General features: G+C 33.7%; 12 protein-coding genes and 1 tRNA gene. 7 read left to right on the forward strand and 6 right to left on the reverse strand.

From position 1 onward, the window contains the following. Window positions 1-50: 50 nt before the first annotated feature. Entirely contained in the window at window positions 51-1,226 is a 1,176-nt protein-coding gene (locus tag Dongsha4_RS18165) for an HhoA/HhoB/HtrA family serine endopeptidase (RefSeq protein ID WP_330203678.1), read from the reverse strand. 420 nt (window positions 1,227-1,646) lie between these two features. On the opposite strand from Dongsha4_RS18165, the gene Dongsha4_RS18170 reads away from it, so the two are divergent. Both Dongsha4_RS18170 and cobO read left to right on the forward strand, forming a co-directional pair. Continuing rightward, window positions 1,647-3,275 (forward strand): ABC transporter substrate-binding protein, encoded by a 1,629-nt coding sequence (locus tag Dongsha4_RS18170; protein ID WP_330203679.1) that lies wholly within the window; start codon window positions 1,647-1,649, stop codon window positions 3,273-3,275. Between the two features lie 183 nt (window positions 3,276-3,458). After that, the gene (gene cobO / locus Dongsha4_RS18175) at window positions 3,459-4,070 is read left to right on the forward strand and encodes a cob(I)yrinic acid a,c-diamide adenosyltransferase (protein WP_330203680.1); all 612 of its coding nucleotides are present in this window, start codon (window positions 3,459-3,461) and stop codon (window positions 4,068-4,070) included. A gap of 58 nt (window positions 4,071-4,128) precedes the next feature. Here the strand turns inward: cobO and arsJ are convergent, their stop codons facing one another. After that, entirely contained in the window at window positions 4,129-5,370 is a 1,242-nt protein-coding gene (gene arsJ / locus Dongsha4_RS18180) for an organoarsenical effux MFS transporter ArsJ (protein ID WP_330203681.1), read from the reverse strand. Window positions 5,371-5,578: 208 nt separating this feature from the next. Continuing rightward, window positions 5,579-6,577 (reverse strand): ArsJ-associated glyceraldehyde-3-phosphate dehydrogenase, encoded by a 999-nt coding sequence (locus Dongsha4_RS18185; protein WP_330203682.1) that lies wholly within the window; start codon window positions 6,575-6,577, stop codon window positions 5,579-5,581. Window positions 6,578-6,885: 308 nt separating this feature from the next. Here Dongsha4_RS18185 and Dongsha4_RS18190 point away from each other — a divergent pair, with 308 nt between their 5' ends. The 3 genes from Dongsha4_RS18190 (at window position 6,886) to Dongsha4_RS18200 (ending at window position 8,740) form a co-directional block, all read left to right on the forward strand. Beyond that, the gene (locus tag Dongsha4_RS18190) at window positions 6,886-7,062 is read left to right on the forward strand and encodes a hypothetical protein (RefSeq protein ID WP_330203683.1); all 177 of its coding nucleotides are present in this window, start codon (window positions 6,886-6,888) and stop codon (window positions 7,060-7,062) included. A 255-nt stretch (window positions 7,063-7,317) separates the two neighbouring features. Further along, window positions 7,318-7,611 (forward strand): hypothetical protein, encoded by a 294-nt coding sequence (locus tag Dongsha4_RS18195; protein WP_330203684.1) that lies wholly within the window; start codon window positions 7,318-7,320, stop codon window positions 7,609-7,611. 316 nt (window positions 7,612-7,927) lie between these two features. Beyond that, a complete protein-coding gene (locus tag Dongsha4_RS18200) occupies window positions 7,928-8,740 on the forward strand; it encodes a response regulator transcription factor (RefSeq protein ID WP_330203685.1) in 813 nt (270 codons plus the stop codon). A 143-nt stretch (window positions 8,741-8,883) separates the two neighbouring features. Here the strand turns inward: Dongsha4_RS18200 and Dongsha4_RS18205 are convergent, their stop codons facing one another. After that, a complete protein-coding gene (locus tag Dongsha4_RS18205) occupies window positions 8,884-10,293 on the reverse strand; it encodes a cobyrinate a,c-diamide synthase (protein ID WP_330203686.1) in 1,410 nt (469 codons plus the stop codon). A 261-nt stretch (window positions 10,294-10,554) separates the two neighbouring features. Here Dongsha4_RS18205 and Dongsha4_RS18210 point away from each other — a divergent pair, with 261 nt between their 5' ends. Next, complete coding sequence (locus tag Dongsha4_RS18210; protein ID WP_330203687.1) at window positions 10,555-11,136, forward strand: hypothetical protein; 582 nt, start codon at window positions 10,555-10,557, stop codon at window positions 11,134-11,136. A 15-nt stretch (window positions 11,137-11,151) separates the two neighbouring features. Here the strand turns inward: Dongsha4_RS18210 and menC are convergent, their stop codons facing one another. Then, window positions 11,152-12,261, reverse strand: coding sequence for an o-succinylbenzoate synthase (gene menC, locus Dongsha4_RS18215; RefSeq protein WP_330203688.1), 1,110 nt, complete (start codon window positions 12,259-12,261; stop codon window positions 11,152-11,154). A 72-nt stretch (window positions 12,262-12,333) separates the two neighbouring features. Further along, the gene (locus Dongsha4_RS18220) at window positions 12,334-12,837 is read right to left on the reverse strand and encodes a DNA recombination-mediator protein A (RefSeq protein ID WP_330203689.1); all 504 of its coding nucleotides are present in this window, start codon (window positions 12,835-12,837) and stop codon (window positions 12,334-12,336) included. A 139-nt stretch (window positions 12,838-12,976) separates the two neighbouring features. Here Dongsha4_RS18220 and Dongsha4_RS18225 point away from each other — a divergent pair. Beyond that, window positions 12,977-13,050, forward strand: a tRNA-Val gene (locus Dongsha4_RS18225). The last annotated feature ends 29 nt before the right edge of the window (window positions 13,051-13,079 follow it).

Raw genomic sequence — 13,079 nt, forward strand, 5'->3', positions numbered from 1 at the left:
CTTTTAAAAATCCCCTAACACCATCAGACACTCCCAACTCAGGTATTAATTTATTGCTGAGTTCTCATTTGTGCTGTTTTTAAGCTCAATTGTAATTGTTGTTGATTACGAATGACGGTAAAACGAAGACTTTGATTAATACTGGTGTTTTCTACCAATTTTTGTAATTGGTTAGCATCTTTGATGGCTTGATTATCCACTTTGATGATGACATCTCCTCGACGCATTCCTCCAGCTTCTGCAGGGGTGTTTGGTAGAACTCTCATGACTAAAACTCCTTCTACTTCGGGAATTAAAAAAGTCGTATTGGGATCTTGATTATTTTTTCTGGCTAATTCTGGGGTAATATTTACCATCTGAATACCGACATAAGGATGAGGTACTTCTTTTCCTGCCACTAATGTTCCCTGTAACTGTTTAGCCTTATTAATGGGGATGGCAAATCCAATTCCCATGGCATCAGCACGAATAGCTGTGTTAATACCTATGACTTCTCCTTGGGCATTTAAAAGGGGGCCTCCTGAATTACCGGGGTTAATGGCGGCATCGGTTTGCAAGAAATCAATTCTTTTATCGAGAATACCCACTTCTGAAGAAGGACGATTTAAGGTACTAATAATCCCTAAAGTTACGGTATTATCCAAACCAACAGGGTTTCCAACTGCGATCGCCCAATCTCCTACTTTAACTTGATCAGAATTACCTAAAGATGCTACAGGTAAACTTTGCCCTTGAGAATTAATTTTTACCACCGCTAAATCTGTTACCTCATCAGCACCTTTAACTTCTCCTTGAAAACTGCGCCCATCTTTGAGAGTGACTGTGACCCTATCTGCTCCACTTACCACATGAGCATTAGTCAAAATTACTCCATTATTATCAATGATAAAGCCAGAACCTAATCCCGTCACAACTCTTTCTCTGGGAACGGTATTACGAAATTGATCGCCGAAAAATTGACGGAAAAAGGGATCATCGAAAAAAGGATCAAACGACCTTGTTACTGTTTTTTCTGTATCGATACGTACGACTGAATTACCTGTTTTTTCTACTGCTCGTGCTACAAAACTATCTTCTGTGATGGTGGTAGGAATTTGTGCAACTATTCCATCGTTAACCAACGTTTGGGCACTTAAATGACTCATTCCTGAAAATGTCAGAGCAACTCCCACGATAATAGCTGTTAAATGGGAGGCAAATTGACCAATAGACTTAGAAATTCTCATAAATTTATACAAGATACAATGATATTTATATTTTTTCTTATCAAGAGACGTAAAGGAATAAGATAATGGTTTCCTTGTTTATAATCTTTATTTTTTATTGTAAAAGGAAGAGCTTTTTCTTTGGGTTGTTCAATTGTAGTGTTTTCCCCAAAAAGATGATAGATGCGATCGCACAACCTCACTTCGTGGTCGCACTCTTGGCATTTGGCACGACATTTAATGATAAATAATAGTGGGAATTAAAGGAAAACTATGATAAATTAAGTCAATTTTTTTGGTAATTTAGTAACTTTAATTAACTTTTCTATTTATTTTGGTTATATTCTCCTTCTCTTAACCTCCTAATTTTTCTTCGTGTCGAACTCAGGTTATTATTGATTAATTTGAGAAGATTTATTTTTGAATTGTCTAAAATTAAGCATGGTACAAATAAAAAAATTATTGAAGTATATCGGTTTAGGATTAATTTGTTGCAGTTTGATAATTGCGTGTAGTGGAAATCCTAGTAATCAGAATACTTCCAATGGTTCAGCCTCGGAGAATGGTAGAATTAGTATCGGTACAACCTTAAAAGCGAGAACTTTAGACCCTGCAGACAGTTATGAAACAGCAGGATTAAATCTTATTTACAATATAGCGGAGAGTCTTTACACATATAAACTAGGGACGACAGAATTAGTACCCTTGTTAGCTGAAGCTATGCCTACTATTAGCGACGATGGTTTAGTTTATAAAATTCCCTTGAGACAGGGCGTTACATTCCACGACGACACGCCTTTTAATGCAGAGGGCATGAAATTTTCTTTAGATAGGTTTATGCAAAATGGTGGTAAACCATCATTTCTATTGAGTGATACTATCAGAGAAATTCAAGTAACGGGAGAGTATGAATTAACAATTACTCTTTATAAACCTTTTTCTGCTTTCACTGCTTTGTTAGCATTTCCCGGGGCGTGTGCTGTTTCCCCCCAAAATTATACCATTGGTGAAGGGGAATTTAAGCCTAGCGAATTAATTGGTACTGGCCCCTATAAATTAAGTGCTTTTAATAGCGATTCTGTCAGTTTGGAAATATTTGAGAATTATTGGGGAGAAAAACCTGTTAATAAGGGTATTGATATTCAAATTTATGCGGGAAATTCTGCCAATTTATACAATAGCTTTTTAACTAATGCCATTGATGTGGCTTATCAAACTTTTGCTCCTGAACAAATTACCACTTTGTTAAAAGAGTCCGAAAATGGTGCTTTTAATGTGATTGAAGGTTCTGGTACTGTGGTAAGTTATATGGTATTAAATCGTAATCAACCTCCTTTAGATCAGTTAAACGTTAGAAAAGCGATCGCACTTTTAATGAATCGTAGTTTAATGATTGAAAGGGTTTTACAGGGACAATCTGAACCTTTATATAGTTTAATCCCTACGGTATTTGACTCTTATCAACCTGTTTTTCAGACAGAGAATGAAAATGATAATATTCAACAGGCTAAACAATTATTAACAGAGGCAGGTTATTCTCCATCAAATCCTGCAGTTGTTGAAGTTTGGTATCCTTCTGCGTCTAAAACCCGTAGTGGGGTTGCTTCTACCTTAAAAGCGATCGCAGACCAACAATTAGAGGGTATAATCCAGTTTGTACCTAGTGGGGTAGAAAGTGCTACTGCTTTTAGTAATCTTGGCAAAGGGATTTATTCCAGTTTTTTAGGTGACTGGTATCCTGATTTTCTCGATGCAGATAACTATATCCAACCTTTTTTGCAATGTGTGCAAGGTAATGAAACAGAAGGATGTTTGGAAGGAGGAGCGCAAACTCAAGGCTCTTTTTTCTACAGTGAGAAAATGAATGAATTAATTGATCAACAAAGGCAAGAAGAGGATTTAGCTAAAAGAAAGGCAATATTTGCCGAAATTCAGAATATTTTAGCGGAGGAAATTCCTTATATACCCCTTTGGCAAAATAAAGATTATGCTTTTTTCCATAGCAATATTGAAGGGGTGAAAATTAATCCTAGTCAACAGTTTCCTTTTTGGACAATTAAAAATAATTAACTTCAGCTCTTAAAATATCGGATAAGGGCAGGTTTCGGGTTTTAGGTGGCAGGTTTGTTCGGGGAAAGATAAGTTATAATATTTCAAAATTAACAGCAGTTATAGGCTTTATTTTCTATTAACTTATCATCAACACTACAACCACCTAGAAGAAGCAAAAAGTAAAACATTTAAAAGAATCTAATGAATAACTCAATTACCACAGAAGATTATAAAAAAAAGATGCAACGCCGTAAAGAAATTCAAGATAAACGGTTAGCAAATATGAAATCAGAAAAAGGTTTAATTATTGTCAATACAGGAGATGGAAAAGGAAAAACAACGGCGGCTTTGGGTATGGTAATGCGCAGTTTAGGTCATGGTTATAAGGTTGCTATTATACAGTTTATTAAAGGAGCGTGGGAACCTGCCGAGAAAGAAGTATTAGAAAAATGGTCTGGGCAATTAGAGTTTTATGCTATGGGAGAAGGCTTTACATGGGAAACTCAAGATCGAGAAAAAGATATTTTTATGGCAAATAAAGCATGGGAAAAAGCTATAGAATTTATCTTAAATCCTGACTATAAATTAGTATTATTAGATGAGATTAATATTGCTCTAAAATTAGATTATTTAAACTTAGAAGAAGTGTTAAAAACTTTACAACAAAAACCTCAAGATAGTCATGTTATCTTAACAGGAAGAGGTGCAAAAAAAGAGCTGATAGAAATGGCTGATTTAGTAACAGAAATGAAGTTAATTAAACACCCATTTAAAGAGCAAGGAATTAAAGCACAACCCGGCATCGAATTTTAATTATTACTTTAAGAAAGGAGTCAGGAGTTTTTAATCATTAATTGCCCTTTGCTTCTTTTTACGTCTCATGTGTTAATTCATTCCCACTATCTAAAGCTCTAACTGGAGGCAATTTTGTCGAGACTAAAGCCGCAACCAAGACAAATACACTGGAAAACCATAAACAACCTTCAATACCCATAGTTTGGTAAACGATACCAGAGGTAATTGTACCAAGTAAACGCCCTCCAGAGTTTGCCATATAATAAAAGCCTACGTTTAAGGCAACGTCATCATCTTCTGTATAGGCTAACACTAGATAAGAATGCACCGCCGAGTTAAAGGCAAAGACGATTCCAAAGATAATTAAACCTCCTGTAATCACAATCTGGGGCGGAAAACCTGCCATAAATGCAAGTGCGATCGCGGCTGGTATAATAGTTAAAATAGAAGTCCAAATTTGGATAGTTTTTCCTTGAGGGGCTTTGCCTTCTTGATTTTGTCTTAGAATTATTGGAGACAAAGATTGTACGATACCGTAACCAATTACCCAACAAGCCATATAAGTACCTACTTGGATAAAACTCCAACCCAATTCTGTGCGAAAAAATACGGGTAAAGCAACGACAAACCATATATCTCTTGCACCAAATAAAAAAAATCTGGCGGCGGATAAAATATTAATGGCTTTACTCTTAGAAAATAACTGTTTAAATTTAACCTTTGCTTTAATTTTGCCCAAATTTTTCGGTAAAAACCTACCACTTAAAAAGATGATAAATAAAACCGCCGCTTGATAAAATAATGCCTTTTCAAAACCGAATAATTGTAGTAAAGTTGCCCCCACAAAAAAGCCAATTCCTTTTAACGCATTTTTTGAACCAGTAAGGATTGCTACCCACTTAAATAGCTTTGATTCTGCTTCTTTAGGCACAACTAAACGCACGGCACTTTTTGAACTCATCTTCGTCAAATCCTTTGCAATTCCTGAAAAGGCTTGGGATGTCATGACGTAAGTAACCTGAAACCAAATTGCCCAATTCGGATTAATTAAACCTAACATAACTAGGGCAAAAATCTGTAAACCAATACCACCATAAAGGGTTAATCTTAAGCCAAATTGTGAGCCAATCCAACCTCCTAAAAAGTTAGTGACAATGCCAAAAATTTCATAAAAAAGGAATAAGAAAGCAATTTCTATGGGAGTAAAACCGAGTTTATTAAAGTGTAGTAAAACCAACATTCTTAATGCCCCATCAGTGACGGTATAACCCCAATAGGCGGAGGTTACGAGGGCATAATTCTTTATATTATTATCCATAATTTTTCATAAGTAAATATGATTGTTATTTAAGTTTTCAGAAATAAAAATTAGGAGATTTACGAAGATATAAAAGTATGAGTTAATTTTTTATAACAATATCTATTAAACTTGAGTTAATAATTAAGAGAAAACGAATTTATAATAGTTTTTTGTCAATATATATTTAATTTAACTCCGAACTCCGAACCCCGAACTCCGAACTCAGTTAATTTGCTATTTTATTAACTAATTCAATAAGACGATTTGAATAACCCCATTCGTTGTCATACCAAGCTAAAATCTTCACTTGGGTGTCATCAATTACCATGGTGGAAAGGGCATCGATAATACTCGATCGCGCATCGTCTTTGTAATCTATTGAAACCAATGGGCGTTCTTCATAACCTAAAATGCCTTTTAAAGGGGCGGTTTCTGAGGCTTCTTTCAATAGTTGATTAACTTCAACTACGGTAGTTTTACGATTGACTTCAAAAACACAATCCGTTAAGGAAGCATTTAACATCGGCACTCTGACGGCTATGCCGTTTAATTTTCCTTGTAACTCAGGATAAATAAGTACGATCGCAGTTGCTGACCCCGTAGTGGTAGGAATAAGAGATTGTAAACAAGACCTCGCCCTTCTCAAATCTTTATGAGGTGCATCCACAACGGTTTGAGTATTGGTGACATCGTGAATAGTAGTGATAACCCCGTGTTTGATACCTAAACCCTCATGAATTACTTTTACCACAGGGGCTAAACAGTTTGTAGTACAAGAAGCGGCAGTTAAAAGATGATGTTTTTCAGGATTGTAGAGATAATCATTTACTCCTACTACAACATTAAGAGCATTTTCCTTCACTGGTGCGGCAACAACAACTTTTTTCACACCATTTTCAAAGTAGGAGTTAAGGGTTTCTGGGGTACGAAATTTACCTGAACTTTCGATGACTAAATCCACCCCCAAATCTTGCCAAGGTACTTCTTGAGGGGTAGCATAACTGCTGAAAGAAATATATTGACTATCAATACATATTTTCTCATGTTCTATGGTAGGGGATTTATGCCAACGTCCATGCACCGAGTCAAATTCCAACAAATGAGCGGCCGTTTCAACACCCCCTTTTAGTTCGTTAATATGGACAAATTCAAGGTTTGGATTACCCCAACCAGCCCTTAATGCTAATCTACCAATTCTGCCAAAGCCATTAATACCAATGCGCATATTATTAACCAATCAAATAATATTGTTATATTTTTTGTAGTTGATAAACTATCAATACTCTTTTTCTTTTGAATATAGATAATTTGAGAGGTTTCAATTATTCTCTGTCTTGATATATTATAGTCTCATATCAAAATAAATTGATTTAAGGATAGGTTAAGAGTATCGCAAAAACTTTGGATTGTGGGAGAGAGGTAATAGGTAATAGTTGGGAGTCAGGAGTCAGAAGTTAGGGTGTTGGGAGATTAGGGAGGGGAAACTAGCTCTTAATTCTTCATTCCTAATTAAAATCTATTTCACTAGAGTAAATGGCTAAAATAAAAAAACTAAAAAGTTGTGATTACTGTAATCAATTAGTTAATCTTCGTTATCGCATTCAATATGATGAGAGTAATAAATGGTATCAAGTTTGTCCTAATTGTTGGAATATCTTAGCAAAAGACAATTCTTTTTATCGTTATGGAGGCACTTGGAAAGCAAAATAATTTTTACAGCAGATAAAATACGTCATTAAATGTTAATTTTTGATAACAATCATCACCTTACTGCCTGATGTTTCTGTATCATAATATACAGATTTTGATTTTTTGTTTGTTGTCAACATAAGATAATTTTTCAGTTATGGCAATTAATTAAAACTTGATGAATTATTTTCTATTGTTTAAAGTAGTGCTTTCTTAATTCTGACGATTAATTGTTAATAACTGAATGTTATAGGTTACATTGATGGAGAAAAACCTATGTCTGTTCAAGTAAGATCGATTAATTGTTCTGTTGGATTAAATCATCTAAGTACAAGTAAAGAGAAATCCCTTGCTATTCATGATGATGTTAGGGCGGATAATCTTTTGGGCTGGAATCCTGTTTGTTTAATTACCTATAATCGGGATTCGTGGGTTAAATTAAATCAAGCACCAAATCCCTATGCAGAAGAAGAGGCTTTATTGTTGTGTGAAAAGGCTCCTGGTGTTTGGGTAAGTTGGATACCGGGGCATGGTGAAACGTTGTTGGATAAAAGTGAATTTTACTGTTAAGTCACTATTATTATTTTTAGATTTTTTGATAGGAATTAGAAGGATAAAAATCAATTAAGATATATTTTTGTTTAATTATTAGACAATTAGTATAAAAGTTTATACTTGACAAATTTCTACTACTAAAGATTTTATTTTCAACTTAGGTGTTGTATAGTCCCACATTATTTGTAGGGGCTTTTTGTTTTGCTAAAAAACTACTTATTATGTTTCTTTGTACTAACGTGCTGATAGAAAATAAGTATTCTATGTAACAGTATCCTGACAATAGATTGATTATGCTTAGTTATCAAATTTAGTTAATGGATGGGTAAAAGTGGTTTGTATAGCAATTATAGAAGGTAATCCTCATTTGCGATCGCTCTTAGGATGGCATTTACAGCAAGTCGGCTATATAATCAACCAGTGTGGAAGTATTCAACAGGCAAAACAAAATTTAGCTAATCAATCACCAACTTTAGTTGTTTTAGATTCAGATTTACCCGACGGCGACGGATTTGAGTTTTGTCAATGGTTATGTCAGTGTCACCAACCCTTAATTCTGATGTTGTCAGCACAAACCACAGAAAAAGATGTTGTGAAAGGATTAAAAGCAGGGGCTGATGATTATCTGAAAAAACCTTTTGGAATGCAAGAGTTTTTAGCTAGAGTCGAATCCTTATTGCGTCGTTTTCGGACTAATAACGCTCCTTTAAGTCTTGATTTTGGTGATTTAAAAATAGATTTAGTACAAAGAAGAGTAGAGTTTCGAGGACAATTTATCGATTTAACACCCCAAGAATTTAGTCTTTTATATGTTCTTTCTCAGGCACAGGGAATTCCCCTCAGTCGCTCGGAATTATTGAGAAAAGCATGGCCAGAGGCGATCGAAAATCAAAGAACTATTGACACTCATGTGTTATCATTGAGGAAAAAGATAGAATTAGACCCTCGCCAACCAAATGTAATTCAAACAGTTAGAAATGTGGGTTATCGTTTTAATTTAGAAGCACTGCAAAAACAAAGTTATTATCTACCATCAGAAAATATTACCCCTTCTAACAATAATCATCATTCTCTAAATCATAATAGCCACTATTCTTATAATAATAATGGTCGAGTTTTTCATGATAAAGTAATGGGAAGTTAACAGGAAAAACTATTTATAATTTAGAGGTTGCTTAATCGCGACATAACACATAATTAAATCACTCTAAGTATTTAACACTCAAAATATTATTACTATTCCCCATTCCCAATCTCAACTGAAAATTATAGCTTAATTTATTAACGTTATAATCTATTTTTTGCTCTATCTCGCCAACTTAAACAACCCTGTAAAAATGTTTCTAATTGAGGTATTAACTCGCCAAAATGAAGGTGTAAATAAGAACCAAAAACATTGTATCTTTGCCATCCTTGATAGGAAATAATTTTCTGAGTATAATAGTCTTTGAGTTCCAACATGGGAGCAGATGATTTATCTATCTGATAGGGTGTTGGTTGAAAACTATCTACTGCTCGATGAAATTCGTGACCCATTAATGTTTGATTAATATTGATAAAATCATTGGCAATTAGAGTTTTTACTTGTCTAAAACCGATAGTTAATTTATTACTCATAACAGTAAAATGAGGTAAAATACCCACCATTTCCCATTTATCTCCTCTAAAATCTTCAATTCCTGCCGATAAATACATCATTCCACCACACTCGGCATAAGTAGGAATACCATTTTCAATTTTCTTTTTAATACTCGTTTGAAAGGATTTATTTTCGGATAACTGAGATGCAAATATTTCTGGAAATCCTCCTCCTAAATAAATGCCATGAATGTCTGATGGTAAATTTTTATCTTCTAAAGGACTAACTTCAATTAATTCGATACCTAAATATTTTAATATATCCAAATTATCTTGATAGTAAAAATTAAAACTTTTGTCTTTAGCAATGGCGATTTTGAGAGGGTATTTATTATTATTTTTAAATAAAAAATAATTAACTTTTTTTGTTAATTTATCACTATATAAATACTGATTTAATAGTTGCCAATTAATATTTTGTTTTGCCAATTCACCTAACTGCTGAAATATTTGCTGATGTTGAGTTACTTCTTCTGTGGGAATTAAACCTAAGTGTCTTGATGGCAACTCGATTTTTTGATGCTTAAACCATACCCCCATGATAGGAATATTTAGTTTTTCTAGTCCCACTTTTAATAAAGATAAATGTTTTTCACTGGCAACTTTATTTAGAATTACTCCTACTATTTTCACTTCTGGATCAAAATTTATATATCCAGATGCGATCGCACTTATACTTGAGCTTATTTTACTACAATCAAGAGTTAAAATTACAGATAAATTTAATAGTTTAGCAATATAGGCTGTGCTACCATAATGTGCATTCTGAGAGTTAGGAACTCCATCAAATAAACCCATTACGCCTTCAACAATGGCAATATCTTTATCCTGAGTATAATAATCAAAGCACCATTTAACATAGTCTGGGGAGGTTAAAATTGGATCAAGATTACGACACGATTTACCGGTAATTGCAGTGTGAAACATAGGATCAATATAATCAGGACCCACTTTAAAAGATTGTATAGACTTCCCTAGACGAGTTAACCATGACAATAACGCTAAAGTAATTGTTGTTTTACCGACTCCACTTCTTTCACCAGCAATGATTATTCCCATAACAATATTTTAGTAATACTAAATCAATTTTAATGAATTTTAAACAATTATTTTTTACTTTAAATTTTCCTAAAAATTCCCTAAAGTGTTATTTTTATAATTATTAGTAATTCTAGTATTTGCAGAAAAAGATAGTCAAATTTTATTTGTCAATTTTATACTTTTTTGGCTTTTTATTATTATCATAAGGTTTATAATTACTCTTAAATAATTAATATTAAATAACTCTCTTTATTCTATCACCAAAAGAATCCCTATACTATGAATGATCAATTAAAAATAGATAATTTAGATGACTTAAATAGTGTTTTAAAAACAAATAATATTGACATAAATCAATGGAACCATGAGCAAGGAAACAAAACGATTGAAGAATTATATCAAGAAATAAAAGAAGGAGAATCACAATTAAAATTAATTCAAGGAAAGCTAGTTAGACTTATGAAAGTAAGTGCGATCGAAGTTATTTTTAATTTAGGAAATAATTATTTTCAACTGATTGAAGATAAGCAAATATTTTTAACTGGAATAGTAAGAAGAAGAGAACAAAATTTTATTACCGAAAAAATAAAGGGAGGAGAAAATTCTCTCCAGGGTGCATATAGAGGTTTAGAGGAAGAAATAGGATTAAAAACTGAGAAAAAATTAAATCTTATGAGGGAAACAGTGTGGGAAAAAATATCTCCTAGCTATCCAAATTTAATGACCTTTTATAAAGTCTTTAATTACCGTATCATTTTGGAAGAAGAAGAGTTAAAACAAATACGATTTTCTGAGTATAGAGAACAAGAAAAAATTATTAGTTTATTTACTCTAATCCCCACTAAATTTTTATCAAAATAGATTTTTCAGCAACTTTTAACCATAAGTATCACAAGCCTGTACAAATTTACTAAAACTTTTTTGATTGATGTCAACCCCGATACCAAATCCTTGGGGTACATCAATAGTAGAATCAGAACTGTTAAGAGAAAAAACCTGATGAATTATATCTTCATGAAAATAGCGGTTAGTGGCTGAAATATCCGCAGGAAGAGTAAAATTACTAAGACTGGCTAAATGTAAGTTTGTTGCCCTACCAATGCCTGATTCTAGCATACCTCCACACCATAATTGAATTTCTGCTTTCTGGCATAGATCATGAATTTGTAAAGCATGACTAATACCTCCTACTCTTGAGGGTTTAAGGTTAATTATTTTCCCAGCTTGAAGTGCGATCGCAACTCGTGTATCATGTAAGCTATTAATACTTTCATCAAGACAGATAGGAGTTTTAATTAAAGTTTGTAAATAAGCATGATCTAATAAATCATCGTAAGCTAAAGGTTGTTCAATCATCAACAAATTGAACTCATCTAAGACTTTTAGTGAGTCTATATCATTAAGAGAAAAAGACGAATTAGCATCCGCCATTAACGTCAAATAAGAATATTTTTCCCGAATAGTTTTTAAAGGTTCGATGGCATAATTAGGGGCTATTTTTAACTTAATTCTTTGATAACCTTGTTGGAGATAATCGTCTATGCGTTGTAATAAGTAACTCAAATTATCTTGCATTGAAACACTAACCCCCACCTGAATCCGTTTCTTCTCTCCCCCCAAGAATTGAGATAATGACATAGAATTGGCTTTCGCTAATAAATCCCAAATAGCATCATCTAAACAAGACTTAGCCATATTATGACCACGAACACGAGAAAATACTTTACTCAGTGCCACAGGAGAATCAATACTTTTGCCGAGGAGTTGAGGAATAAGAAAATCTTTGAGAATATGAGACGCTGTAGCAATTGTTTCATAAGTGTAACAAGGAATAGGAAATACAGGACATTCCCCCCAACCAATTATTCCCTCACTTTTAACCGCAACAATTAAGCAATCATGACTATACAATTCACCATTACTAAATTGAAAAGGACGAATAAAGGGAATTGATAATTGATAAATTTGTATTTCTTCTATCTTCATAAACAAGCCCATACAGCTTGAGACAAGACAAAAAATTGTCTTGAGCCTCTTGCTTTATAATCATTAACCCCCTTAGTCAAAATAAAATCGAGTCACAACTTTTCGTTGTTCATCTGCTTCTTTACAAGTTTGAATGAGAGTGTGACTATCATGAAAAGCAAAGCATATTAATTGTTGACAACGAGAGATAATATCTCGATTGCAAATAGCACTGGCTTCCCCTAAAGAAAGATTATCATAGTCAGGATTTTCTACAAGATGAATTACTTGTTTTAACTGTTCCTGAGATTCTCTAGGTTGACGAGCTAGACTTTGGGGTAGAATAACAGTGAGCAGATTCGGATCAGCGCGCATTGCCCCTTTTATAGCTGCGGAATTAGTACCTGCCGCCCCAGAGGTAATGATTCTGTTTCCTTCTAACACGAGGGCATAACTCATCATTTCGATTAAATGTTGATGAGTAATTGGCACATGACGAGAACCTAAAAGGGCTATTTTTTTTGAGCCAGTTTGCTGGATAGCCGCTAATTCTTGTGCCAGAGTATCAAGTTTTGGAATTTCTAGTGATTGACTCAAAGACTGTTAATTGATCTTTAAATTTTCCTTGTTATTCTAACAAATGATTGTGCTTAATCCTAATATTCTATGGATAATTTCCTTTTTTCCTTTTTTACTTGCATTATCTATAGTTCCTGAGTATAATGTTATATTGCTAGGACGTATAGCTCAGTTGGTTAGAGTACATCGTTGACATCGATGGGGTCACTGGTTCGAATCCAGTTACGTCCACTCCTTGTCGTACATTAGTTCATTGATCT

The sequence above is a fragment of the Cyanobacterium sp. Dongsha4 genome (assembly GCF_036345015.1).
GTDB lineage: Bacteria > Cyanobacteriota > Cyanobacteriia > Cyanobacteriales > Cyanobacteriaceae > PCC-10605.

What these genes read in the sequence shown, in the direction of transcription:
- Dongsha4_RS18170 (WP_330203679.1), top strand. Translation starts at nt 1,647, where the DNA reads ATGGTACAAATAAAAAAATTATTGAAGTATATCGGTTTAGGATTAATT.
- menC (WP_330203688.1), bottom strand. Translation starts at nt 12,261, where the DNA reads ATGAAGATAGAAGAAATACAAATTTATCAATTATCAATTCCCTTTATT.
- cobO (WP_330203680.1), top strand. Translation starts at nt 3,459, where the DNA reads ATGAATAACTCAATTACCACAGAAGATTATAAAAAAAAGATGCAACGC.
- Dongsha4_RS18210 (WP_330203687.1), top strand. Translation starts at nt 10,555, where the DNA reads ATGAATGATCAATTAAAAATAGATAATTTAGATGACTTAAATAGTGTT.
- arsJ (WP_330203681.1), bottom strand. Translation starts at nt 5,370, where the DNA reads ATGGATAATAATATAAAGAATTATGCCCTCGTAACCTCCGCCTATTGG.
- Dongsha4_RS18185 (WP_330203682.1), bottom strand. Translation starts at nt 6,577, where the DNA reads ATGCGCATTGGTATTAATGGCTTTGGCAGAATTGGTAGATTAGCATTA.
- Dongsha4_RS18165 (WP_330203678.1), bottom strand. Translation starts at nt 1,226, where the DNA reads ATGAGAATTTCTAAGTCTATTGGTCAATTTGCCTCCCATTTAACAGCT.
- Dongsha4_RS18195 (WP_330203684.1), top strand. Translation starts at nt 7,318, where the DNA reads ATGTCTGTTCAAGTAAGATCGATTAATTGTTCTGTTGGATTAAATCAT.
- Dongsha4_RS18205 (WP_330203686.1), bottom strand. Translation starts at nt 10,293, where the DNA reads ATGGGAATAATCATTGCTGGTGAAAGAAGTGGAGTCGGTAAAACAACA.
- Dongsha4_RS18190 (WP_330203683.1), top strand. Translation starts at nt 6,886, where the DNA reads ATGGCTAAAATAAAAAAACTAAAAAGTTGTGATTACTGTAATCAATTA.